The sequence below is a fragment of the Legionella clemsonensis genome (genome assembly GCF_002240035.1).
Classification (GTDB): Bacteria; Pseudomonadota; Gammaproteobacteria; order Legionellales; family Legionellaceae; genus Tatlockia; species Tatlockia clemsonensis.
This window is the reverse complement of record NZ_CP016397.1, coordinates 1,548,964-1,575,414: the sequence shown is the minus strand read 5'-3', so window position 1 is coordinate 1,575,414 and position 26,451 is coordinate 1,548,964. Positions and strand designations below refer to the sequence as shown.

Below are 26,451 nucleotides of genomic sequence, written 5' to 3'. Positions count from 1 at the left end.
AAAAATGCAATATTGTTTAGAGAAAAACCAGATCGTTGATGAAAATAAACACTACTCGTTAGGCAGTTTTATCCACAACGAAATCCCCAAGCGATTTACTATACTTTCAGGGGTAAAAGCATCTAATTTTGAGCAAAAAAGCCCTCAATTTCAGAAATTTTCTTCTCAATAGAGGAACAATATTAGCTGACTCAGTAGAATGTAATCATGGTTTCACGAATATTGCTGATTGGATAACCGATGAGGCTCTCGGACTGAGTTTTTCTCAGGAGAAGAGCGGGATAGTTGTAAAGTTAAACCAGGTGATATTCGTGCCAAGTTTAATGAACTGGTAGGGCTTAATCCTGAGTTAGAAAGAAAATATCTGCTTGCCGCGTATGCTGATTATATACAAAATGATTTAAATACCCTTTTCATTGTCTCTTCTATAGGCCGTCTCATTGTTGTTAGTACTTAAATTTTGGTTGGCGTAATCAATACTGGAAAGAAGACATTGGTCAAGAAAAGTATGTGCCACGTGTTGAGCTACAAACCGTGCTGTTTGATTTCCGCCATGACCATCGTAAACCCCTAAAAGAATGGGTTGCCCGGATATTAGCGATTGTACACCTACAGATATATTGTCCCATGAGTGGCGCTTTGCTTTTTGAACCAGATACTTTGCAATCTCTTTCTCTGTTTTTTGCCCAGGCTTGCCATCATTAAGATTGGCTAAGGTATTAGCAAGGTAGCTTTCTTGTACACTTTTAGTTGCTTCATAACCCGCAGCATCAGTGAAACCGTCACAAGTTGTAATAACCTGTAATTTATCCACAAGCTTATTTTGACTTAATAAAGTATTTAAATTAACAATATCTATTGTAGCGTTTGAGGATATTAATTTTTCAGCGACTTTACCTTTAATAGCATAATCACCAATAGCTCGAGATACAGCTAAAACACCATTTACTCGATAAGCATTTCCATCGTAAGTAATAAAGCCACCAAGCTTTTTTATTCGCTCTTTTTCCGCGGGCAAATTGGGTTTATGAATCACCGAGTTTAACCGGGCTACGTTTACAACTTGCCCTTGTTTATCATAAAGGATTATAAATGAAGCTGCATCGGCCAATGTGGCGACTAAAAGATGATGTTGGCCATCGTAGACAATAGTAGAAGCGGTGGTTCCACTTTTCTCCACTAGATAGTTCACTTCCTCATCGAGTTGTTTGTAAGTCGTCCATAAGCGTTTTCCTAACTCTTGTGGTGTCAGATGTCTTATTTTTTTTCTGTCAATAACACACCAGGCTAAAGCATCTTCTTGAGTAGGGCGAGCATGTCTGGCTTCACAGCATCCAAACTTATATTTCCTGTTTTCATTCTCTACGTCAACTTTTCCAGGTAGAGAAATGATTTCAATCATTGTAACTCCAGACAAGCATTTTATAATAATTGTAGACGTCATTCTGCTTAGTGAACTTATCAGTAAAAGGTCCATCCTGTCGTAGCTGATGCGACGTAATTATTTTTATTTTGATCTCCATTCCAATATTGACTAACAGGGAAGGATACTCCTAGCTGAATGAACCATTGTTTGGTCGAAAACCATAATGAGGGCGTGGCATAAATAATATTACCTCCGGAGTCAGGAATAGAGTAACCACTAACCTTATTTTTTTCAGTATAAGTACCATTTAATTCACCTAAAAGAAAAAATATATATTGACCGGGAACACTGTGAAAATTCCTACCTATACCACATTGGTATAAATATTCTGTACCTAATTGTATATTCTTATTTTTGGTAGCCCATGATATGCCGGGAGAAGCAAACAAGAGCCAATTTACTGACATTCTGCTAAAAGTGGTTCCTATAAAAACAGTTGTTGCTCCTGTATCCGTGGGAGATTTTTTAAAAGAGCCTGTCGGGAGTGTTAAACCATTAACAAGAGTAATTTGATCGTCATAGCTTGCATTGCTTTTTTCATAGAGCACATATTCAACTTGAAAGCTTATGTCTCCGACTCCAGAGGAGTGGTAAAATTTATCTACATAGTTCACAGTCCATGGTAGTGTCACTAAAAATGAAGCTTGATCAGATAAACCATAAAGTGCATTAAAGGGTACTTGCACGGAGTATTCATCCACACTTTTTAAATAATCGAAGTCAACAAAAAGCTGTAGCTGATTTTTATCAATTATATTTTGGCCAAAAGAAGTGAAAGGGCCAGGCTGCTGCGCTGAGGGTAATGCAAAATTACCTTGAGAAGGCGGTTGAGTTTCAGCCTGAGTTATCCCCGATAAAAGATAAATTATCAGAAAATAGGGAATAAAACATAGGACATTGGGTTTTCTCATAGAAAAGCAAAATTTATCTCTTTAAAAGATTATTTAATGACCTTAAAGATTAAGCAAGTGCAGGATTAATAGGAAATCCCATAACTTATGGTAGGCAATGCGTCAGCTTGTTTTATTTGCTCACAGGCATTTAAAAAATAAGTGAGAAACTCACTTTCAGGTTCAGGTAATTTGTGTTTAATGTTTTTGCTACTAACATTGCCTCTAACGATTAAATAGCTCAGAGCATGTATTGAAGTACTTCTCACCAGATAATCCAAATGATGAGCTGCCTGACACAGCGTGTCTACCATTAGTGTCTGAATTTCTGGATTTACCTTGTCAAAAAGGAGGGCTTTATTTTTTAAATACCATGCAGTACTTTCAGCATCCAATTCTTCAGAAATTGCAAGCCCCACTTTCCGTAGATATTGCTGTATTTGCAGGGGGCTTAGATAGATACTCATGCTATGGATAATTTTCAAGCCAGATTGCCATTTTCCGCACTCTTTGCAGTCAAAGAAAGCCATTGCCTTGTCAAAGAATAGCTGGTATTGATTCTGGCTCAGTCTGGGAAGAAAAATTTGAAGCACACTAATGGCCAAATCAGGAGCGTATTGCTCAAATCCTTCCAGGATAGTCTGATTAATTTTGTCCAAATATCGCTCTTCCAATTTTGAGGCCAAGCGGGTGTAAAAAATTAATTTTAAAGAAACAATAGCTGATAAATTACTAATATTTTTTAGCGCCACAATTTCAATAGCCTGAGCAATTTTTTCGGTGGGCAACCTATCAATGATGGCGATGAAAATTTGCAATGTAAAATCAAAAAATTCAAGCGAGCGAGCATAATTCATTGCCTGGTCAAACAGTGAACTTATCTGTTCATCATCGAGATGTGGGCCGAAAGAGGAAAGGGCGTCAAAAGCAGCATGACGTATGTTATCCTCCTGAGTAGTGTTTATAGTATCTATAATTACTTTAATTGACTTTTGCCGGCTTTTTTGATCGAGATGATTAGCTGCAAGAGCCAGGGTATTAAGGGAACAGGAAGCAACTCCTCCGCCTCGATTATTCTTAATAAAATTTAGCAATGTTTTCAAAATCTTATGAAAAAGTGCATGAGAAGCTATAGTAGGTATATTCCTTTTTAATACGGTCTTTAACACTTGTTGCACCAATTCAGTTGAGCCCGTTTTAAGCATACTGTTTATTTCAAGTATTGATTGCCTAAGAGGTATTTTGGATAATTGAGGTAGCAGTACCGAGAGTGTTTCCCAGGCTTGTTTTTTGATAGAAATGGGTTGTGTTGAATTTAAACTTTTCCACACAAAAGCAAAGGCCAATTTGAGCTCATCATTGGTTTTGTCTGTAAGGTACTGCCAGGCCAGTAACTGTTTCTGCTGTATTTCTGGTGAATTTTCCTGAGCAGCAATAAAGTGCAATAGAGTTAAGCGGTCTTCTCTATTAAGTTGTGGCAAAAAATAGCTTATATAATGGCGTTCTGCCTCAGTTAAAGATGTGTCGCTTTTAATTATCTCTATACTCTGACGTGCAAAGAAATCAAAATTAGTTGTAAGGAAATCTTTCGTTATGTTTCGAAGAATTTGGCATGCCGAACTTGCTATACTTTTATCGCTATCGGAAAGAGCCTTAATAAGAATTCCAAAAATGATTGGCTGTTGATCAGGAGTTGCTATTTCAATAAAACAAGCAAAAAAATGCAAGGCCATTTTCCGATGAAGTGCATAAGTAGCTGCTTGCTTATCCATATTAAAAAAATACTTAGAAAGAAATGTAAAGAAATCATCTCTAATTGTTAAATCAATTCCTCTTTTTTTGCTAAGCACAGCAAGTCCAGCCCAACGAAAATCAATGCTGCATGAATTTCTGCGAATTGCATCCCATATAGTATTGTCATTTCGGGGAATACTTACAGAAGGATTTTCCTTTAACCATTTCTTGAAAAGTAGCAATTGGATAGCTTGTGCCTGCTCATCGTTTTTTTTAAACAAGGCTTCTATAGCGGCTGCATGATGTCTTTTATTTGCCATACCCGCTTTAAGAATATTATTGGCTGGCATATTGAAGTAGATATTTATCAAAACGTGATCGGGTATATTGTCGAAAAAAGCAAAGTGAGCAGTCATAAGAGTCCGTTTAAGTTTTAATCCAAAATCCTAAAATATGTACTATTTTCGCATTGCTTCAATAGTTTTTTAATAGGTAATTTTACCCATAGATAAAACAGAATTTTATTTAAAGAGACGGATATGAAAACGAAGGAGCTAAAGCGTTAACTTAATCTGGGGTAATGTCTCAGCCTGTTTGATTTGATCGTACAAGTTTAAGAAACAGTTGATGAACTTGTTTTCAAGCTCTGGCAGTTTGTCTTTAATATCTTCTTGCTTAATGTTACCCCGAACAATGAAGCAGGTCAGTGTATTTATTAAGGCATTTCTAACTGAATAACTTCCATGATTTCGGTACATATGAAGCAGGTTCTGTATCATTGAGGCTTGGATTTTTAAATCTCCTCTATCAAAAACAAGCATTATATATTCTAAGTAAAGCTTAATTTCTGCTCCCTCTAATTTTTTAAAGTTTTGAGAGATTATAGGATTAATTTTCTCCACAGATTGTTGTATTTGCTTTTTACTGAGGTAGCTACTCAAGATATTTATCCTACTTAAGGCTGCTCGGATATCCCATGTTGAAACACATTGAGTATCCTCCTTAGGCTCAAGAAGTTTAATTGCTTTATCCAAAATTATTTGCAGATCGTTTTGATCCATTGCTCGAAGGAAAATCTGATGCTCATCCCTCATTACCAAAGGATAAGAAGAGTTTTCTAAAATGAATTGTTTAACTATTTCCAGATGCTGCTTTTCCAACTGATGAGCTGCATTGGTTAAAAATTGAAATTGCAAACCAGTAATATAATTGGACTTCTCTTTGCTTGTAATTAATGCAATAACTTCATTAATTTTTGCAGAGTCCAACACTTTAGCTAAAGCAATAAAAATTTTTAATGCAAATTCATAATTTGAATCCCTGAAATTCTTTGCGATACTAAAAAATTCATTCACTTGTTCTTCATTAAGATAGTTACTAAAAGAGGAAAGGGCAGCAAGGATACCGGTAACAAGGTAACTATTGGAATAATCCAGAATTTCGCCAGTTATTGCTTTCTTAATCGTTTTGAGCGCTGATTGTCGCCTCTCCTCATCAATATAGGAAGCAATCAAAGGCAAAATATCAAAGAAAATAGTTAGTAATCGCGAATCCTGAAAATTAGCATCAACCAATAATTGAAGATTGCTAATTATCTTTGGGAAAGAGGGGTGAGTTGAGAGGACATTTGTTCTATTAGTAAGCCTCCACAAGATGCATGCGGCATCCACGAGAGAAAGTAAAGAACTATCCTTATTGAGCATGCTGTTAATTTTAACTATCACTTGTGCAAGCTGTTTCTGGTTTAATCGAGGCATGAATGTCCTGAGGATGCTCCATGCAATATCTTTAATAGTGGAAGGATAATACAAACTTGGGATACTCAAGGTAGAGTCGAGGTTTTTATATACAAAATCAAAGGCCAAACCCAAATCGGTTTGACTTAACTGCTTTGCAATATAGCTCAAGGCCTGCAATTTTTTTCTTAATACCACATACTGTTGTTCATGAGTTTCACACGCTTCTTCGTTTAAAATGAACTGTAATAATTCAGAAGCCTCTTGTTTATTAACCCGGGGCAAATAGTGCCTCATAAAGCAATCTTCTTCATCAGGAATTAAAGGCGAGGCGTCATTTTTAACAAATTTAATACTCTCCTGAACAAAAGTGTTCAGTGTTTCTTGAGGGATAACTGCTTCAATTCTTTTCAAAATAGAAAATTTAAAAGGCCAATGTGATTGAGCAGCGACAGCATTTATAAGGATTTGTAGTTGTTCTGTGTTTGCTGTCACTGCAAAACAAGAGAGAAAATCCAAAGCTATTTTTTGAACAGAACGCTCCCCCTCAAGCTTTTGACAAGCAGTAAGAGAGTGGGTTAAGAGATGATCTGGAAGATTTAAACTAATTCCTTTTTTTCTTGCAAGGAGGACAAGACCATACCAACGATAAATAGTATTACAGGAATTTCTGCGAATGGCATTCCAAACTATATTGTCATTTTGCGGTATATTAATGGTCTGCTCTTTCGCCCACTTTTTTAAAAGCCTGGCTTGAATATGTCTTGCTTCCTTATCATTTTTTTTAAATAAAGCTTCTATGGCAGCCATACGATGATTTTTATTTATTATGCTCGACTCAAGGATTTTGCTGGCGGGCAGGCTTAAGTAAATCTCTACCAGCAGGTGATATGGCATATTTGCAAAGAAATGAAATTCAGTAACCATAAAAATGCTTAAGTTAGTCAAGAGATGAACCAGCCAGCATTTTCGCATTGTCAGGAGAATGTTAAATGGGTAATATTACCCAGAGATTAGCTACCATTTTTAACCAATTATTTTGATAAAATGAATTTTTCCTTTTAACGTGTAAATTCCTACCCTTCAAGATTTGAGGGATTGGAAAGTATGAAAATAGCTTGATTATGCCTTTATTTCATATACAATGACTATCTTTTATTCAAACCATACTCACATGCTCACGCCACCTTAGTTTTAATCGGCATATTTCTTCATAAAGCTCATCGAGAAACAATTTTAAAAATAAAATAATCCGTGTCTCATTGGGTTACTCTGTATTACCTAAGAAGGATAAAAAATGTGGTTTTCTTCGACACGCCAAGAGTGGTTTGGCAATCTACGAGGGGATTTATTAGCAGGTATTGTTGTAGCTTTAGCTCTTATTCCCGAAGCTATAGCGTTTTCTATTATTGCTGGCGTTGACCCTAAAGTTGGTTTATATGCATCTTTTGCAATAGCAACAGCAAGCGCCATTGTAGGCGGCAGAACAGGAATGATTTCAGCAGCGACAGGAGCCATGGCTTTGCTAATGGTTACCTTGGTGAAATCTAGCGGCTTACAATATTTACTTGCAGCAACACTCCTTACGGGACTTTTGCAAATAATTTTTGGCTATTTGAGACTTGGAAATTTAATGCGTTTCGTTTCCCGTTCAGTCATGACCGGATTCGTGAATGCCCTCGCAATTCTTATTTTTTTAGCTCAACTTCCTGAGCTCACTCACGTCAGTTGGCATGTATATGCAATGACCGTAAGTGGTCTCGGCATAATTTATTTATTTCCTTATATCAATAAAACAATACCATCTCCATTAGTTTCTATTATTGTATTAACTGCAACTTCAGCGTCATTCAACTTACCTGTACGAACAGTTGGAGATATGGGTATCTTGCCCGACACGTTACCAGTTTTTCTGTGGCCAGATGTTCCCTTGAATTTAAAAACGCTGCAAATAATTTTTCCCTACTCTTTAGCGTTGGCAATCGTGGGGTTATTAGAATCGATAATGACTGCTACCATTGTTGATGATTTAACCGATACAACTAGCGATAAAAACAGAGAATGTAAAGGACAGGGTATTGCTAATATTATTTCAGGATTGCTAAGTGGCATGGCAGGTTGTGCTATGATTGGGCAATCCATTATTAATATCAAATCTGGTGGTCGTGGACGCCTATCGACCTTAACTGCTGGTGTTTTATTACTAATAATGGTGGTTTTTTTAAGTGATTGGGTGTCACGCATTCCAATGGCAGCATTGGTCGCTGTAATGATTATGGTATCGATGGGTACTTTTTCTTGGGATTCTATAAGAAATCTTAAAAAATATCCGATGTCATCCAATATTGTGATGATTTCAACTGTAGTGGTTGTAGTAGCAACACATAATCTAGCTTATGGTGTATTTGTCGGGGTATTATTTGCTTCATTATTCTTTGCCAATAAGGTAGGACGCTTTGTTAATGTCTTATCAACCCTGGACGAAGAAAATAATTGTCGAACTTATAAACTATTTGGTCAAATTTTCTTTGCCTCATCAGGCCAATTAATAAATTATTTTAATTTTAAAGAGAGGCTTGCTCATGTTGTGATTGATGTCAGTCATGCTCATTTTTGGGATATAACGTCTGTTTCAAGCTTAGATAAGATTGTTATAAAGTTTAGACGTGAAGGGACTAAGGTTGAGATTATTGGTAAAAACGAAGCCACAGCCACCATTATTGATTTGCTTGGTGTTCATAACAATCCAGATGAAGCTAGAAAACTACTGGGTGCTCACTAATTATTTTTTACCGGAATGTTTCTCTGTAAGGGAATGATCATTTGGAATTACACTTCATAAACTGCGGTATACCTTCTTAAGCCGGAGTTAATATAGAGCCATTAATTCAGTGATAGAAAAGTTCCTTAATTTTAACTCATTAAAACTTATTAGCTTGTATCATCAGAATTAGGCAAAGTTATAACTTAGTTATATTTAAAAAAACGATTAAATAGATTGACAATTTATCTACTGATAGATAGAATGGTCAATTATGAAAATTACAACCATGCAAGAAAAAATATTAACTACTGCAGAAAGCTTAATCCAGAAGATGGGTTATAACGCTTTTAGCTATAAAGATATTGCTCAAGTGGTGGGCATTAAAACGTCAAGTATCCATTATTATTATCCAGCAAAAGAGGACTTGGCTGTTGCTGTACTCGACTGGCAATTGTATCGGCTGTCATTTTTTTTAAATGAACTAAAGCTCCATTCCTCTTTATCTTTGCAGCAAAAACTATTGAGTTTAGTGGATAAGTTGATGTCTTTGACTTTGCATGATGAGATGAAAATGTGCTTAGGTGGTATGCTTGCATCGGATGTAATTTCATTAACAGAAAAAGTTAGAGTTAAAGTCCGTATTTTTTTTAATGTTTTGGGTGATTGGATAAAAGAAGCAATCAGCGAAGGACATTCTGATAAAAAAGAACGAGATATTTTGCAACCAGAGGAGCTTTCAAGAAATATATTAGTTCAACTGGAAGGAGGGTTGCTGATGTCAAGATTATTTGAGGATATTTCCTATGTTGAAACAGTGAAGCATTATATTAAAAGAACATTCTAATTTTTTTTACCTTATCTATCTACCTTCTAGTAGATAGATGATCAGGAGTTCCTATGAAAATTAAATTATTAAGTATTTGTGCCCTTACTTTTGGATTGATAACTTATAACTATGCGAGTAAAACAACTATGACAATTAACACGAATAACATACAAAAAGCTTCTTATATTACTATGGAAAGCAAGCAAGGATCCGCCGCAAATTTTGAAGATTTTCTTAAAAATGGAGCTCAACTTGTGCGACAAACCGAGCCTAATACTGCACTTTGGTTTGCATTAAAAAAAGAAGATAATCATCTTGCTATTTTTGATGTTTTTTTTAATGAAAAAGGAAGAGAGGAGCATTTTGCAGGTCAAGTTGCCAATGCGTTAAAAGAAAATGCCTCACAATTTGTAGAAGGAGGGTGGGAACAAGGTGTACTACTTAATGTAAGCAATTATGATGTCATTGCCTCTAATAATTTTCATCTGGATACAGTTTTAACCACTAAACATGCCTCTTATATTGTTTTTAAAGCAAAACCAGGTAAAAGCCATAAGTTAGAGCTTTTATTGAAAGAGGGTTCTCAACTTATTAATAAAACAGAACCAAAAACATATTTTTGGGTTGCCTTAAAAACTGACAAAGATACCTATGCTATATTTGACGCCTTCCCTGATAAAGCAGCTCAAAAAGCGCATTTCGCGGGCCAGGTAGCTTCAGCCTTACAAAAAAATGCTGAACATTTGATTGCCGGAGGATGGGAAAAAGGTGTTCTAGCACATGTACATAATTTTCAAATTATAGCTTCATCCTAATTTTGCGCACTTCGGTGCGCCTTCTTCCCATGCTAAAACACGCAACGGATTATATCAGGATCTTAATCAACTCGAATTACAATCTTTAATAATAAAATTGCTGGAGTTTGAAAATTGAGTTTTTAAATGATCCTCGTTTTCCTTTTCAAATGATTAGTCTACCAATTTAGGAGCCTCCAAAATGCCAAATTTTTTCGCAAAATGTCCTGACGACGTAGTTTTGGAGATTATTAGGGAAAATTTCTCGTAGAACTCAGTTAGCGCAAGTAGATAACGATTTAATTTACTAATGAAAAATGAGAAGTTAGAACTAGCTAACTATAAAATTAAAAACCAGAAAAAATGGCCTTATGTTAAAACGCCTCGCGAAAAAGATATTTTAGACGATTATGCAAAAATAGCCATTCTGCAAAGGAACTACAATACCAAAACACCTCAGGCAATTTCAGGTCGAAGAAACGATATTGTATTGTTTGTAAAAAATAATCCAAATAATTTATTGCAACCTTTAATTAGCTCTTTTTAGCTTTTTGATACAATATTCTTTTAGAGCAGTTGAAGACTATATTTGTAAAGTGCAATTGTCCTGGCAAATGGGCAGGGAAGCTGCGGCGCTAAACCAGGCTTTTTAAGTCTGATTATTTTGATAATCAGACTTAGTGTAATGGATGGAGAATCTCACGCGAAGTGCAACAAACCCTTTCTGACTATGTAGATTACTAGTGTTACAACCACCTCTATCTGTTAATAACTATAAAAAATTAGCAAGTAACTGTCATTAATTTTAAGTTAGCAAGGCCCTGCGCTTCAAATTCAATAGTCGCTATAAATATAGCGATAGATCGTTTCATGAGAAATGAGCGTCTGCCCTCCATTCTCATATTTTAATCGGCCCTCAATTTCCAGGGTGACCAACCGCAGCCTAATTTATCAGGAATATACATGCACAATTGATTATCTTTTGATAGTTTCGTGCTCCTTTTTCGGCGCTTTACATACCTCTTTTGCGCTGAAGAAGATAGATAATAGGGTGTATTGTTTGTCCACGTACTTATCACACTATTACGTTTTAACTCTCTATATATCGTTGACCGGTGAATCTTCAATATCTGCGCGCTATCTTAACTTTTGAATAGCCTTTCTCTAGCATTATCTGAAGAAATACACGATCCAATTCGCTCAGATGTTTATACCTTACTCCCATTTTACCGCTCCTCATGCAACTGATGATATTTTATTCATCTGTCGCACTTGGCGCGAGATTCTGCCTGGGGCGCGTGGATTAAAGTTGAATTTAAGACTCCCTTTCGTCCTGTAGCATGCCATGATATGCTACAAAGCCTGCTCCTCGTTTTGGAGATAACGATAGAACACGACAATCAACAATTGGGCGAAAGGTTCACTGGCCTTAAAAACCCTCCTCTTCCGACAACCTCATCCGAATTCATTACCTTGCTGGCTCATTATCATCGAGCCGAGATTGCGCGGATGGCGGGATGGAGGGACCGCATCGATCGAACGAGCAACTGGGCAATTACCGCTGTGGCCGCAATGCTGTCACTATCCCTGGCGACGGCGTCGGCGCATCATGGGGTCTTGCTGTTCGCGATGCTACTTGTTTTGCTGCTCCTCCTCATCGAGTCAAGGCGATACCGGTTCTTTGATGTCTATAGAGGACGAGTACGCCTTATCGAGCGGCATTATTTCGCTCCCATGTTCACGGCGGCCAGATCAATTGCGGAGCATTGGACTGACATCCTAGGCCAAGATTTACGTGAACCACGCTTTCATATAAGCCTCAGGATGGCAATATCTCGGCGGTTACGCAGAAACTATGTGTGGATGTTCCTCATTCTACTGATGGCATGGATCTTAAAAATTTCCTCCCCAAAGCTGCAAGTGATCGGTGTTCGTCAAGAAATGACAATGTCCTTCGGTGAAATTGTGAAGAATGCTGCATTGGGGCCGATTCCCGGCTGGGCTGTGTTAGCATGCGTCGCTATGTTCTTTGGATGGCTCACTTATGCCTGCCTCCTCACACCGAAATCTACTGGTGAATTGGCACATGGTGATGTTCATGTCTGATAGCTGTGGAATTAACAGGCAAACTACATCTTTAGAGTTTTAACTCTAAAGGATGCTTACTACCTTCCAAGAGCTTTTTCGAATTAAAAAAGCTATAAGGATGTTGACATGGGGTTTCGTAGCTTCTAAGTAAGTCTACGATATCCTGACGATTAATAATTTCAGCAAGATCAAGCGGCGAAATAGATAATCTATCTTCAACGTTTCCCTGGCGCTCAACAAATTGCTCCATTTTAGCCCAAACAACTTTCTGAGTGGAATTGTTCTTTTTGGTGTACCCTTCAATTAATTTCTTTAGCTCATTTTTATTGGCCATATAAGGAACATTAAATTTTATATTTTTTTCTAGCATGGATTTAATAAAATCAATATTACCTTGTTGAATAGCTATATGGGCTGGCGTAATATCATTCAAAGCTTTCTCCCAATTACTATTTAGTTCATACAGCGTTATTAGTACATTAAGCTTCTTATTTTTAATTGCAACATGAATGAGTGTTTCCTGATTTTTATTTAAACTTTCAAGGTTGATGCCACAATCATAAAGTGTTTTAATCACATCGATATGCCCACATTGAGCTGCGGTAAAGACAGGAGTTACGCCCTTACTATCTGCTTGATCAAGGTCAGCACCACATTGATGAAGTGTTTTAATTATTGCCGCGTGGCCATTTTGGGTCGCGAGTATAACAGGTGTTAGACCTTTAGGATTGGGTTTATTAAGACTTGCCCCGCATTTAAAAAGCATTTCAATGGCAGATGCATGTCCACAGGCAGCCGCCAGATGAGCTGGTGTTGAACCTTTTGCATCAGGCATATCAGGATTAACCCCACCTAGACAAAGCTGTTCAATGACCTTAGCGTGTCCTTTTTGAGTGGCAATTAAAATTGGAGTGACTCCATCAGGAGTTGCTTTATTAAAATCAATACCGTACTCCCGGAGTTTTGCAATGACGTTAGCATGGCCTTTTTTAGCGGCAACAATGGCTGGAGTTATACCGTTATTATCTGGTTTATTAAGGTCAACTCCACATTTAAAAAGTGTTTCAAGAACTTCAATACGTCCTGTTTCAGCGGCAATATAGGCAGGTGTAATACCGTCAGCTTTTGCTTTATTCAGATCAACGCCATATTCATTAAGTTTTTTAAGGATAGTGGTGTGGCCCAAATATGCAGCGACAAAAGCAGGCGTCACACCCTTGACATCTGCCTTGTTAAAGTCAGCACCTCCTTTATAAAGGGATTCAAATACGTCAACATGGCCGTTTTGGGCAGCAATAATAGCAGGAGTTGTCCCATTAAACATGGCTTTGTTAAAGTTGGCATTATACTCACAAAGTTTTAATAAGACGTTAACAAGTCCTTTTTCAGCAGCGACACAGGCAGGAGTAGCACCATTATTTTTTTCTTTATTGAGAAGAGCGCCACATTGAGCAAGTACTTCAAGGACATTAGCATGGCCCATTTGAGCGGCAATAAAGGCAGGTGTTTCCCCATTACTCTCCCCTTTGTCAAGATCAGCACCACACTGATGAAGTGTCGCAACGGTATTAGCATGGCCGCCGTAGGCTGCGATATAGACAGGAGTAACCCCATCAATTCTTGCTTTATCAGGGTTAGCCCCACACTCATGAAGTTTCGCTACGACGTTGGCATAGCCATTTTGAGCCGCAATAAAGATAGGAGTGGCTCCATTCGTGTTGGATTTATCTAGGTCAGCCCCACATTCATGCAGTTTAGCAACTGCATCGACATGACCACTTTGAGCTGCGATAAAAACAGGAGTAGCTCCCCTCTTGTTTGGTTTATTAAGATCAGCATCACATTTAAAAAGCGTTTCAAGCGTGTCAACACGTCCAATTTCGGCAGCAGCAATGGCTGGTGTGGAGCCTAAGCTATTCTCTTGATTAAGGTTTGCCCTGCATTGAGCAAGTATTTTAATAACCTCATTGTAGCCCATCTGAGCTGCAACAAAGGCAGGCGTAGCTCCACCAATTCTTGCTCTATTAGGATCCGCACCTAATTCATAAAGTTTCGCAACCGCATAGGCATGGCCATTTTTAGCAGCAACAAAAATTGGGGTCACACTGTTAGCATCTGGTTTATCGAAGTCCGCTCCTAGCTTATGCAGAAAATTAATATAATCAATATCACCTAGTGCTGCAGCAAAGTGGACTAAATAGAGGTTGCTAACTATTGTAAACTCAGAAACTTTATTTACCAGTTGACAAAACTGGAGGAAAAGTTTTTTGCCAGACCACTTGGGAGAATAACTTTTATTATAAAACTCCGAAATTTGAAGATAAGTTCGAATAAAATTCGCAGTTAATTGGTGATCATTTATAATCACTTTAAGGAATAATTGAGTACGATTACGGTTACTTAGGGCAAATTCTAATAACGTTTGAGATTTTCTTGGTACTTGATCGGGAATTGCTGTAGCTTGCAATAATATTTCTTCAAAGGGATAAGTTGAGAGTGTAGCAGTTAACTGTTTTTCAGAAAAATTATTCATTAATTGTTGCAGTGGAGACAATGATTTTACTTTTTTCTTCTTTTTATGAATTTGAAATTGCTCTTCTTGAACATTCTTTTCTGTTTCTGTAAAGGAATTTTCTTCCTGCATTTTATTTTCTTCAGAATTAGTTCTTTCTTTTTTTGTTATTTCTGCTGCAGGTAAGGCATTCATTATTAGTTTTTGAAATGCTCTAAACTCTTCTTGCGTACGACCGAGTTTGTTCTGAAAGATATTGCAAGCCTGGGTTTCATTGCCCTGCAGTACTAATTTTCGCGCCTCGTTTTCCCAGTCTTGGGTGGTTGATTGGGGTATGGGGGTATTTTGGGGTGGTGTAGCTTGTTGATTTTCATTGATAAACGCAGGATTTAAGGCATGGTACAGCGGCTCGTTACGATGTGTCTTGTTTTGAGCGAAGACAACCCTTCGCTCAGCACGCGTAACGCCGGTAATGAAGCCGTTAAAATAAGGAAGGCAAGAGTCATCCCCTTCCCCTGCTTTAGGGAGATGACTTGTGGTATTGACCGTGCCTTTCTTCTCTTTCAGTTTGGCACAAGCAGCAGCGCTGTCTTTACCATCGAGGGGACGCCAGAAAAGGATGGTGTCATATTCCAACCCTTTAATTTGCTCAGGGGTGAAGACTAAAGGCGTTTTAAAGGTTTCTCTTGCTTCCTTAATAAACTCAGGGAAAGCAACCACGGCAAATCTGGCATTGCTGAGCGCTTCCTGTTGCAGTGCCTTTAATTCCTCGCTGTTAGTATCAAGCCAAAGGAGTTCTCCACGGTCGTTGTCTTCTTTGGCCGAGGTAATCTGTCCCAGCTCGACTTTATCAGCAGCACCACCGGTGGCCTGATATTTGAGTTGAATGAGTGCATTGGTGACCTTCACAACGAGCCTGGAGCAACGGTAGCTTGCTGCTAATTGATATTCGCTAAACGGCTGTTGTGCTTTATGAAATAACTGGCGCAGAAAGGGTAGTCGGGATTTGCCATCGAAGAGAATCTGGTGGTCACCTAAAAAATAAGCGATATTGTTCTCGTCAGCCAATTGATAAAGACTATACAGTTGCGCGAAAGAAAGGTCTTGTGCTTCATCCACCAGCACCATGGGGTAAGACTTGGCGGTGGCAATGGGAGTAAGCTCGCTGGTGAGATAAGCCGCGAGAAATGTAGTGTAGAGTTGGCAAATCAACTGGCGTTGTTCTTCATTGACACTGCTTTGGCGTGTGCCTAATTGGATGTAGTCCTCTGGCGTGTAACCTGAACGAATTCTAAACTCACGCCAGATTTCTTCCGCAGTCAGTGAGCCAGCCAATGTTTTAAACTGGGCCTGCTTGAGAGTCTTGGTGAGCCAATCGTTAAACAAAGAGATATCTGCCAGAGGTTTTCCTTTTTCTGCACAATGCTTCTTAAATAATTCCTCATAGGTCAGAAAGACAACACTATCACGTCGCTTTTCTTCAGCGTTACTCTCCCACTGTGCTTTCATCTGTGCAACCAGCAATGCAGAACGGCTAACATAGAGAATAGGCCTCGACTCTTGCTGATTCATACGCTTGAGGTAATCAGCCAGCGCCAAAAAAGCCACACAAGTTTTACCCGAACCCGCGGGACCATAGACCAATGCAGGCAATTTGGCCTGCAAGGCTTGCTCTTGTGGTGTACTTAAGCGAATGAAATTTTCTTTGTAGTAATCCAGGGCAATCAGGCGACTTTTTTCTTTGCTGCTGGACAATTGCTTTTCCAGCGCTTCATTTTCGGCAGGACTGCATGCCTCCAGTGTTAATTTTTCCAACGGAATGTCAATGGAAGTATCAAGCTTGCTGAAGAGGGTTTTTAATAAGCTAGGATTTCTTAAGTAGCGATTTTTCGCATACTCGTGCTTGTAGACGGGATCGAGCAAATACAATCGCTCGTTATACGGCGCAAATAACAGGCGTGTCTCTCTATTGACCCGAATACTGTAGATGGAAACGCCGGAAATACCATGAAGTTTTTCCAGCTTAAGACTCTTATAGTCACCCTCTAGAAGCTGTTTTATCTCTCTCTCAAACGTGGATAATAAACTCGCTTCACCAAAAACTTCTCGCCAATAAAAGAGGTCACTCATGATAATAATAAATAAAAATCAAATTGGCATATATTAATGCAATGTGATGAGAGTTTGGATGGGTGTAATTACCCATGGAAAGTCTTGAAAATATGTTTATTGTTAATCAATAACAATATAATGAGCCTATTATTAAGATGGTTTTCACTAGAATTATGGAATAAAATACTTAGGAAAATTAATGCAAGGAACTACTTTTATTTGTGAAGCTAAAAATTAACAAATGGATTATTGGTTTTCTACTTTTAATCACTATTATTCTTATTTATTTTCAATTTACAGAGCTAAGTAATTTTATTCAGCTAGTACAACGGATTAATCCTTTTTGGTTTATATTGGCCTTACTCTTTCAAGGAGGAACCTATGGAGCCCTTGCAGGCGTTTGGTGGATAGCTTTATGGCGCTTGCATCAAAAAATTTCCTTCTTAAATCTGATTTTATTAAGTTTATCTCAATTGTTTGTCAATCAAACTATTCCTTCCAGTGGTTTAAGTGGAACAACCCTGGTGACGCAGTATTTGCTTCAACATAATATTTCTAAAAAATCAGTCGCTTTTGCGGTCACTTTAAATGTTTTTAGTCGACAAATTGCTTACTTTTTAGCGTTTATCCTGGCAATTATTATTCTTTGGCTTCATCAAAGCCTGGGTAAAGCGCTTATTATTTTGACTATTATTTTTACTTCTACCATGATCTTTATCTTTATCGCTGCTATTTATTTATGGACGCATATTCGCAATAAAGCCTTACCTGGTTTTTTGGAAAAATTTGAACTCTTAAAATCATTCGTGTCAGCAATTAAAAAACTTCACCCTAAAATGTTGTTACAGCCAATAGTTAGTATCCCCGCTATCTGTTTACAGGGCGCTATTTTCCTTTTTGATGCTTTAACCTTATGGATGGTTTTATTGGCACTTAATACTCATTTAGATTTTGTACTAATTTTTGCAGTCCAAGTGATTGCCCAGGCTGTTGGATCAATCGCTTTGATTCCCGGCGGACTTGGTGTATTTGAAGGCAGCATGACAGGCATGCTATATGCCTTGGGGTTACCTCTCGAATCAGCCTTGGCTGCTACTATTCTTTTCAGAGGTTTAACCTATTGGTTACCCATGATTCCTGGATTTATGATAACCCATAAAAAATTAAAGCCATCTCAATTTGGGAAGAGGAAATAAATTGGGGTGTGACAATCATTGCATGAAATCAATCGAATATATAACCAAGTAGTTAGTATGTAATAAAATGATTTTTCCTACGACACAGCAATGGCTTTTAAAGCCATAATTCAATTTCTAGGATAATCTTAGACTATACTTAATAATACCCCGTAACAAACAAGGAGATTATCATGAACAGGGAAGAAGATAAAAAAATGAATCCACAAAACCAGGGCGAACAAAAATGGCGTAATCAAGATGAGAAAAAACAAGCCCCGGGACAATCTGGTCAAAAACAAGGCCAACAACCTAGCAAAGGCCAGCAAGAGCGTCCATTCAGCGACCAAAAAAAATATTAATATATAAGAGAGCAGGTTGGTGCCTACCAACCTGCAATTGCTTTACCCATAGCTCGTCAATCATTTATATAGTTGGGAAGAAAGTTTTTGTACGCAAAATTAAATGCGTTTACTAGCCAGATACTGTATTCAACAGAAAAAACAATTAATATAAACCCTCTTTATTAACCAGCATTAAGGATATCCCTGATGCAGAGTATAAAAAATAAAATTATTTTAGTTACCGGCGCCTCAAGTGGTATAGGTGAAGCTTGCGCACGTCTTTTTGCCAGTAAGGGGGCAAAACTTATTCTTTGTGCGCGTAGAACAGAGCGTATAGAGCAACTTGCTTCAGAATTAAATCGCTTCAACAATGTAGACTGTTTGCCTGTGTCACTGGATGTGCGTTTCAAGGAAAATGTGGAGCAAGTTTTACTTCCCCTACCTTCTGCCTGGCAAGAGATTGATGTATTAATTAACAATGCCGGACTTGCATTATCTAGCGATTCTATACAAGAAGGCTCCCTTGAAAATTGGGACAGAATGATTGATACCAATGTAAAAGGATTACTTTATATAAGTCGTTGTATTTTACCCGGTATGATGGAGCGCGGTCGAGGTCATATTGTCAATGTTGGCTCCATTGCTGGGCAAGAATGTTATCCGGGAGGAAATGTCTACTGTGCAACCAAACATGCTGTGCGGGCAATTACCAAATCAATGCGTCTGGATTTATTAGGGAGCCCTATTCGCATTACTGAAATTGCACCTGGTGCCGTGGAAACGGAGTTTAGTGAAGTTCGTTGGGGCAATAGAAAAAAAGCCCAGGCATTCTACGAAGACTTTACTCCCTTGTTGGCAGAGGATATTGCTGATGCAGTTTATTACTGCATTACTCGACCTCCACATGTGGATATAGCAGAAATGACCGTTATGCCAACAGTGCAAGCATCAGCAAATCATATTCACAGAGATGGCAAATGAGAGTAATTCCTTGCCGGTTTACCCGTTAATTTTTTGATTGCATTGCTTGCTGCTGCACTTGCTGAATTTGTTTCTGCAGCTCAGTCTGTACTTGTTTGATTTGATTTTGAGTTTGTGCATTTACAGTTTGAATCTGTTGCTGTAACTGTGTTTGCATTTGTTTCATTTGAGCCTGTAATTGCGAATTCAATTTATCAATCTGTTGTTGCTGTTGTGTCTGCAACTGTTTTAGCTGATTTTGTAACTGTGAATTCAATTGTTGAATTTGCTGTTCTGCTGAACCTGACAGTTGAGTTGGGGCAGCAGCATATATATTTGTAATTCCTGCTATAGAAAAAAGAAAAAGTCCTATTTTATTCACGGTGAACTCCTTGATAGTGAAAGAAAAAATATTACTTCTACTTTAGCGGTTTTTCTATTGAACGCAAGATTCAATTTTCAGCTACTTTAAAATAAAATAAAACCTTGATCAATCATCAACAATGTGTTAAATTATTGTACAGTTTAATGGAAGCCGTTTATTTATGTCTTTAAATATTACAAATATGTCTACCGAGCTAATAAATGCAACTGAATTAATTAATTACACTGATTTTGTTACCCATTTGTGCAAAGATTTGTTTAAAGTAACAGGTATTAATCATTTCAGTTATGTGGAAATGAACGACACAGGTAATTTTATTTGGTTAGGAACTGATAGTAAATATTTTGAACGATGCATTCATCAACAACTGGTTGAAACTGCTCCTATTAGCATATTAAAAACCTATCCCAAAAATGGTTTTTACTTAATTGATATCTATCAAGAGGAGTATAAACAATACAGTGCGCCTGTGTTTCAACTACTTAACCATTTTGAATATGGACATTCCTTTCGAATATTGGAAATTGCTGACTACAATAGAATTAAATTATATTCATTTGATGCTCCACTCGGAAAACGTGATATAAATCATGTTTACTTAAATAATCTTGAAATATTTAAAAAATTTAGCAGTTATTTTGAAGACAAAATTACCTTTATTCGTGATAAATTTGATGCAAATAGTCTTCAAGATAACAAATATGCCGAGTTTATTCATCTGTGGAATTCTTCCTTTAAACAAAATGGCATCATGGATCATACGTTACCCACTATGTTCTATTCAGCCGAGTCTAAAATACAAATCACTCCTCGCGAAAGAGAGGTATTATTTTGGTACATCAAAGGAAAAACTTCGGAAGAAACTGCAAAATTATTGGATGTTTCAAGACGAACCATCGAACGACATTTTGAGAATTTGCGCGATAAATTTGGCTGCTTCTCTAAAAATCAAATTGCATTAAAATTAATGGATATGCTTTAAATAAAGGGGTGTATTCGTCCCTTTGCCCCTAAATATACGTTCACACTAAACAAATAGAATGATTTTGTAATTAACAAACTTGAAATAGTTTATCTCTCATCATGAGCCATTGCAAGCCAGGTGCTTAAATATTGATCTTTATGTTCAAAGTTAGTATAATGCCTTCTTTTTATGAGGGGCTACTATGGCAATGTCAGAAACTGAGTTGAGAGCATCAATAAAACAATATGGTAAGGGAAGGCTTACGGAAAAAGAACAAATAAACATTTTAAACTTTATTCTTGAGGATGCAAAAAATAAACTTGCAAAACAGAATGAGATTTATAATTTAATTGCAACGTCTCAATTAAATCTAAGCAATAGGGAAAATTTAAAAGAAGCCATTACAATAGTTAATCAATTGATTATTGACTTAGAAGCAAGGGATAAAGACAGAACAACTATCAATTATCTAAAGGAGCGTGGCCTTTATCGAATTCTGTATCGCAACCCCCAAATAAAGGGACAAGAATTACCCCCAGATGACATTTTACATAAATTATTACGTAATGGTTTTGTGGGTGTCGCTGCATCTGCACTTATTATTCTTTTTTTTATGGCCACCGCGTTTTTTACTGCACCTTTTTGGCTTACGGCAATTGCCACAGGATTGTTTGTGGGTGCTTCTGTTTATTTAAGCGGAATTCTGTATGGTGTAGTAAATGATATTTTTGCAACCCATGCTAACTTACCTTATTTTTTATTAGGACATCAACCCCAACAGACGAGCTTATTAAGAACAAATGATAAAGTTGCACAAGGCATCGCCTGGGGCGTAGCGGCTACATTTGGTCCTGTTATAATTGCTACTATTCTTTTTACAGTCGCGGCAACAATTACTGCTTTTTTTGTACCGATAGCGACTTTTATATTACCCATTATGATGATTGCAATGCCATTGATCGCTGTGGGGGCAGAATTTTATGCCCGCAAAAAAGCACGTGAATATATAGAACAAGGTGAAGAATTTATTTGGATCGGGTCCAATGAATATCAAACTACTGGGCTTCAATATATGTGTCCAACAAAGGCAGAGCGTGCGGCGTGGTATGCCAATTCGGATAGAAATATGTTTGGTTTCACCAAAGTGCCTTTGATTGGTCTTGGTGGACTAATTGGTTTAATTGTATTAAGTGCCGTGAGTATGTTTTTACCCCCAGTTCTTTTTGCTGCCCCTATAATAGCGCTAGCAATTCCTGCTGCATTTGCCGCAGTTGCCTGCGTTACTTTGCTTATTTCCGGTATATATATGTACGTCAATCGTAACAAACAGGTTGACAATCGTTATCGCCTTGAATTTAATCGCGATGAAATTGATCCTGATTTATATCTTGATGAAGATAGGGATTATGTGCGTGAATTAGTAAAAAAATACAGTAAAGAATCAGACATTGAAGATAAACTTTCAGTTAATCCAGATAATTATGACTCTATTTTTGGCAGAAGTCCCGCTTCCAAAAGAAGAGAAACAAGAGAAGAAACTTTTGATGAAAGAAATAAATTGGCTATGCAATAGATCATTTTATCTTAAAAATTAATGTGAGGTGAAAGTGTAGTTTTGGAAGATGGGCTCTTGCCTAAGTAATTGATCAAGAGCCCAGCGCCAACTGCCTAAATGTTAAGTAAGTCCAGTGTAGGCTATGTATTAACTAGTTTAGATTTGTTCAGAAGATTAATGATGGCCTATATCAATTTCTTTTTCCCCTCTTCTCGTGGAATTTACAAACTCTTTAAACAAATTTAAAAAAGATATTTTATAAATTAAAAATTCAGGATGAAATTGAACGCCTAAGAAAAATTTTTTGCTTGGATCTTCTATGCTTTGAATAATATTATTCTTTTCTATTGCCCCAATTTTAAGATTATGGCCAAGATTAAAAATGGATTGTTTATGAATACTATTTACTTTTAATGAAATTTTTCGGGTGATTTTAAATAGCAAGCTGCGGGGATTAATCTGAATTTGTTTGCGGAAAAAGAGATAACCTAATAAATGAGAAGGATATTGGGCCTCTTCAAAAACTTTCTCAATATCAGTATAAAGCGTTCCTTTTCTGTAGACATTCATTAATTGGCAACCACGGCAAATTCCAAGAACTGGTAAATTGTGTCGCTCAGCATAAAATAAGTGTTTAAGTTCAAGTTTGTCGCGTTCAAAATCGTAGAGATAATTAGCTTTTTTACTACTCCCGTAGAGATCTGGAGTTATATCCACACCACCACAAAGGAGTAGACCATCATAGTTAAAATTATCCTGATTTTGCCTGGTATTAACGCACAAACATGTTCCTCCTGACAGCCAAATGGCCAATTTTATAGCGCCAATCACAATTTTTGATTGATTATTTGAATAAGTAATTGCAATAACTGGTCGAGTTTTCATAGTTCTTTTACATAGGGAGTGATATGATTTAACCATTTTGTAGTCGGCATAAACACTTCTTTTTTTTGTTTTAAATAATCTTCACTTAACTGCATCCTCAGTCTTTCATTAGCAGCTAATTTTTCAACAACAAGCCATCGCCTCCATTCAACGATAAGATCCCAAGATGTTGAGTGTAGATTAGTATTAGGTAAGCGATAATGAAAAGTCGGACGTGGTTTAATTAAAGTAAAATCCACGTGATTTCTCACTTTCATGTCGTCCATATAGGCAAAAAGTGGTAATAAATCCAGGGAACGATTTCGGGTATAATTATAGAGTAGATAATCATCAATTAAATTGGATAAGGATGGTTTATAAGAGGGTTGTAAAATTTTTAGTGCATAATTTTCTGGATATTCATCAATATAAGGTGAAATTTCTCTGGTAAGATCAACTTTTATTACGTCACGTAACCAGTCATTTAATAAAATATAAGCTTGTAGATAAGATAAAATCGTAGTGGAATTGAGTTTTGGCACATCTGGATTAATATGAACGCCAAAAGCAGCTAATAGCGAAGAATGAGTATCTTTGGCTTTATTTTTTCTTAGTTCAGGAATAATTTGATTTAACAATGCTATTTGTGAAATTAAAACAGGTGGAGTAATAATCTCAATAGGGACAACATTCTGCAGCACATAAGAAATTGTTTTTTCCAGATAGCCCTCAATATCAACTTTTTTCTGTTTAACGTTTTCAGCGGATTTTTTTGCCAAATTCTTTAAAATTTGTGCATCCATCTCAATATTAAAGGTACCTAACGCTGAGTTAACCAATGACCATTGTTGATGATTATGGACTTGAATAGTGCCTGAATAGAGTTTTTGCAAAAGCTTTGTGGAATCTTGGATGGAAAGCCCAACGTACTCAATCTCAAACCCAACTAATCTTTCTTGTTGCGCATAGTTTTGCATCAATGGTGGAAATAGTCCTTTATTGCTCATTAATTCAAGTCTGACAAATAATGAAGTCGTTAAATTTTACTATAGACTATTTTGAACTGTAACTACGGAAATTGATAATTGACTAATTGGTTAAAGCATTGTAGAAACATTGATTGACCCATCGGTCAAATCACCCCTACCCTTAGTCTTTTCAATCAAGAACAATATATAGACGCTTTGACTATAATTTTAGCAAGTTTACATGTATCACACCTTTATGAAACATTTGCAGTTAACACGCATTGCCCAAGAATTGGGATACGCATCAATAACAAACGAGGGGTTGTGCAAAGGCTTTTCAGCTATGCTAATACAAGCTGCTTGCTGTGGTCAGATAGAAAGATTTTATAAAAGACTTGAAATTCTTGAGCAATACAAGGATAAACCCGAAAAACTTAAAAGCGATATTGCTGTATTACAGAAGTTATCAAAAACCGAGCAAGAGATTCCTGATAATCACCAAATACTCGAGATTCCTGCATTTTTTGAAGGTATAGCACTTTATCTCAATCCAGAGATTGGAGCTGAGATGTTTGGTGGTAGAAGTTATTTTCAAGATCATGAAATCGAAATATCCGCTTATATACAATCAAAGGAATTGGAAAATCTTGGGGGATTGCATTGCGCCTTAAGAACAAATGATCAATATAATCAGAAAGAGCTAGCGGAGTTTTTAAAAGGCATCGGCCAAGAACTAAAAGATTATCCAGATTCAGCAATTAATTTATCATGCAATAACCACTCTGTAGCTATTCGGGTTTTAGGGAAAGATCAATTTCAATTAATTGAAACGGACAGTCTCGATGAATTAAATACACATTACAATAGCCAACAACTTGCAAAGAAATTAAATAAAACTTTTAACAAGTCATGGCGCAATTGGATTGGCGAAAGGCCGCTTGTAATGTCTGTCTCTGTTTTTACCAGTAAAGCTAACCCTCTGAATCTTAATCATTTAAAAGCAACACATCCATTAATACCTTCCCAGGATAGTATAGGTTTTACTGTCTTGGAGTGTGCAGCGGAGAACAACGATGTTGACACATTAAGACGAATTGACTTTACAAAAATTTATGCTCCTAAAATATCGCGAGCACTTGAAATAGCATGCTTTCGTTGTAGCAATGATGTGGCAGACTTTTTATTAAAACTTCCGTCTATTGATTTGAGCAAATCAAATGCTATTTTTGCTGCGCTTAAATCTAAAAACTACTCTCTTGTAGAAAAAATTCGAAAGCACCCAACATTTAACCTTCATGCCACTTATCGTAAAGGAAATGTCCTTCATGCGGTAGCAGCAGCTAAGCATGCAGGGGCAGAAGCAGTTGATTTAGCAAAACAGTTTATTGATTCAGGTGTTGATATTAATGCAAAAGATATCAAGGGATATACCCCGCTTCGCACGGCCTGTCATTATGGTAATCTCGAATTAGCTAAGTTACTTTTAAAGCATGGAGCAGACCCGAAGGAAAAAAATATAGATAATATAACTGTCTTACATGTTGCAGTGAAAAGTGGACATCTCGAATTAGTTCAAGAGCTTTTAGACCGATACGAAGAGGGAGACAAAAATTGTAATGCAAAAACTTTACAAGGTAACACTCCTTTTCATTTCGCTTGCGCCACCGGTAACAAAGCAATGGTTGAAAAATTATTGTCTTATGCAGATTGCGACATACGTACTAAAGAAAATTTAACGCCTTTAGGAGTTGCGTGTAAGAATAATCATTTGCAATTAATACCAATCCTTCTAGAGAAAACAACATTATCGATTAATGACATTAAACCAGATTCTGCTTTACTTCAGAAAATCGCTCAATGTGATATTGAAACCCAGAATAATTTTCTCAAAAAAGCTCTGGAATGCTATATTGCCCACCGCAACACGGAGCCTGAGTACAAGGATCTTTTGCATACAGGTTTTTCAAAAACAGAGAAGATTTCTGCTGCCCAGGCACTCCTTAATAAACTAAAAGGTGACCCAATTAATTTAAAATCTCATCTTGCTGCCTTAAACGATAAACGCCTTTCCTCACTCTATGGCATGTATAACCGACTGCATCCAGTTGTAGCCTTTAAATCAGATGAAAATGGAATATCCCCCTCTTACAGCACAATGATAAAAGTAATGCCAAAAGCGGTTCACTCTTCTCCAAGACCAGACGCAGTACCTTTAAAAGAGAGACAAATAATGGAGGAGAGCTCTGACAAAAAACAAGAACAAGTTGAATCTTCCATTAAATCCCCTACTCCTTTTAAAACTTCTCCTTTGTAGTAATGTTTAAATAATGGTGTCAGCCCTCAGTACGGGGTGA

The 26,451-nt window shown here is 37.1% G+C and carries 19 protein-coding genes; 11 read left to right on the top strand and 8 right to left on the bottom strand.

What is annotated here, in order from left to right; translation table 11 throughout:
* Positions 1–400: 400 nt before the first annotated feature.
* From clem_RS06815 to clem_RS06800, 4 genes are all read right to left on the bottom strand, one after another.
* Positions 401–1,402, bottom strand: a complete 1,002-nt coding sequence (locus tag clem_RS06815; RefSeq protein WP_157698193.1) for a PP2C family serine/threonine-protein phosphatase — start codon at positions 1,400–1,402, stop codon at positions 401–403.
* Between the two features lie 59 nt (positions 1,403–1,461).
* On the bottom strand, positions 1,462–2,337 hold the full coding sequence (locus tag clem_RS06810; RefSeq protein WP_232505588.1) for a hypothetical protein: 876 nt from the start codon (positions 2,335–2,337) through the stop codon (positions 1,462–1,464).
* Between the two features lie 65 nt (positions 2,338–2,402).
* Entirely contained in the window at positions 2,403–4,400 is a 1,998-nt protein-coding gene (locus clem_RS06805; RefSeq protein WP_232505587.1) for a hypothetical protein, read from the bottom strand.
* 204 nt (positions 4,401–4,604) lie between these two features.
* Positions 4,605–6,596: a hypothetical protein gene (locus tag clem_RS06800; protein ID WP_232505586.1), complete on the bottom strand. Its 1,992-nt coding sequence runs from the start codon at positions 6,594–6,596 to the stop codon at positions 4,605–4,607.
* A 487-nt stretch (positions 6,597–7,083) separates the two neighbouring features.
* On the opposite strand from clem_RS06800, the gene clem_RS06795 reads away from it, so the two are divergent.
* The 5 genes from clem_RS06795 (at position 7,084) to clem_RS06775 (ending at position 12,276) form a co-directional block, all read left to right on the top strand.
* Positions 7,084–8,568, top strand: coding sequence for a SulP family inorganic anion transporter (locus clem_RS06795; RefSeq protein ID WP_094090940.1), 1,485 nt, complete (start codon positions 7,084–7,086; stop codon positions 8,566–8,568).
* A 268-nt stretch (positions 8,569–8,836) separates the two neighbouring features.
* Entirely contained in the window at positions 8,837–9,394 is a 558-nt protein-coding gene (locus clem_RS06790; protein ID WP_094092297.1) for a TetR/AcrR family transcriptional regulator, read from the top strand.
* A 53-nt stretch (positions 9,395–9,447) separates the two neighbouring features.
* Positions 9,448–10,191: a putative quinol monooxygenase gene (locus clem_RS06785; protein WP_232505585.1), complete on the top strand. Its 744-nt coding sequence runs from the start codon at positions 9,448–9,450 to the stop codon at positions 10,189–10,191.
* 289 nt (positions 10,192–10,480) lie between these two features.
* Positions 10,481–10,717 carry a hypothetical protein gene (locus clem_RS06780; RefSeq protein WP_094090939.1) on the top strand — a complete coding sequence of 79 codons (237 nt, stop codon included), beginning with the start codon at positions 10,481–10,483 and terminating at the stop codon, positions 10,715–10,717.
* 803 nt (positions 10,718–11,520) lie between these two features.
* A complete protein-coding gene (locus clem_RS06775; protein ID WP_094090938.1) occupies positions 11,521–12,276 on the top strand; it encodes a DUF2270 domain-containing protein in 756 nt (251 codons plus the stop codon).
* A 31-nt stretch (positions 12,277–12,307) separates the two neighbouring features.
* Here the strand turns inward: clem_RS06775 and clem_RS06770 are convergent, their stop codons facing one another.
* Positions 12,308–16,900: an ankyrin repeat domain-containing protein gene (locus tag clem_RS06770; RefSeq protein WP_094090937.1), complete on the bottom strand. Its 4,593-nt coding sequence runs from the start codon at positions 16,898–16,900 to the stop codon at positions 12,308–12,310.
* A 203-nt stretch (positions 16,901–17,103) separates the two neighbouring features.
* On the opposite strand from clem_RS06770, the gene clem_RS06765 reads away from it, so the two are divergent.
* The 3 genes from clem_RS06765 (at position 17,104) to clem_RS06760 (ending at position 19,382) form a co-directional block, all read left to right on the top strand.
* Positions 17,104–18,078, top strand: coding sequence for a lysylphosphatidylglycerol synthase transmembrane domain-containing protein (locus tag clem_RS06765; protein ID WP_094090936.1), 975 nt, complete (start codon positions 17,104–17,106; stop codon positions 18,076–18,078).
* A 173-nt stretch (positions 18,079–18,251) separates the two neighbouring features.
* Positions 18,252–18,419, top strand: a complete 168-nt coding sequence (locus clem_RS14790) for a hypothetical protein (protein ID WP_157698192.1) — start codon at positions 18,252–18,254, stop codon at positions 18,417–18,419.
* Positions 18,420–18,608: 189 nt separating this feature from the next.
* Positions 18,609–19,382 (top strand): SDR family oxidoreductase, encoded by a 774-nt coding sequence (locus tag clem_RS06760; protein ID WP_094090935.1) that lies wholly within the window; start codon positions 18,609–18,611, stop codon positions 19,380–19,382.
* A 25-nt stretch (positions 19,383–19,407) separates the two neighbouring features.
* Here the strand turns inward: clem_RS06760 and clem_RS06755 are convergent, their stop codons facing one another.
* Entirely contained in the window at positions 19,408–19,743 is a 336-nt protein-coding gene (locus tag clem_RS06755; protein WP_408606883.1) for a hypothetical protein, read from the bottom strand.
* Between the two features lie 184 nt (positions 19,744–19,927).
* Here clem_RS06755 and clem_RS06750 point away from each other — a divergent pair, with 184 nt between their 5' ends.
* On the top strand, positions 19,928–20,728 hold the full coding sequence (locus clem_RS06750; RefSeq protein WP_232505584.1) for a helix-turn-helix transcriptional regulator: 801 nt from the start codon (positions 19,928–19,930) through the stop codon (positions 20,726–20,728).
* Positions 20,729–20,912: 184 nt separating this feature from the next.
* On the top strand, positions 20,913–22,283 hold the full coding sequence (locus clem_RS06745) for a hypothetical protein (protein ID WP_232505583.1): 1,371 nt from the start codon (positions 20,913–20,915) through the stop codon (positions 22,281–22,283).
* Positions 22,284–22,439: 156 nt separating this feature from the next.
* Here clem_RS06745 and clem_RS06740 read toward each other — a convergent pair whose 3' ends face one another.
* Complete coding sequence (locus clem_RS06740; RefSeq protein WP_157698191.1) at positions 22,440–23,150, bottom strand: gamma-glutamyl-gamma-aminobutyrate hydrolase family protein; 711 nt, start codon at positions 23,148–23,150, stop codon at positions 22,440–22,442.
* The gene (locus tag clem_RS06735; protein WP_157698190.1) at positions 23,147–24,106 is read right to left on the bottom strand and encodes an amidoligase family protein; all 960 of its coding nucleotides are present in this window, start codon (positions 24,104–24,106) and stop codon (positions 23,147–23,149) included. The genes clem_RS06740 and clem_RS06735 overlap by 4 nt, the downstream gene beginning before the upstream one ends.
* 232 nt (positions 24,107–24,338) lie before the next feature.
* On the opposite strand from clem_RS06735, the gene clem_RS06730 reads away from it, so the two are divergent.
* Positions 24,339–26,411, top strand: a complete 2,073-nt coding sequence (locus tag clem_RS06730) for an ankyrin repeat domain-containing protein (RefSeq protein WP_094090931.1) — start codon at positions 24,339–24,341, stop codon at positions 26,409–26,411.
* The last annotated feature ends 40 nt before the right edge of the window (positions 26,412–26,451 follow it).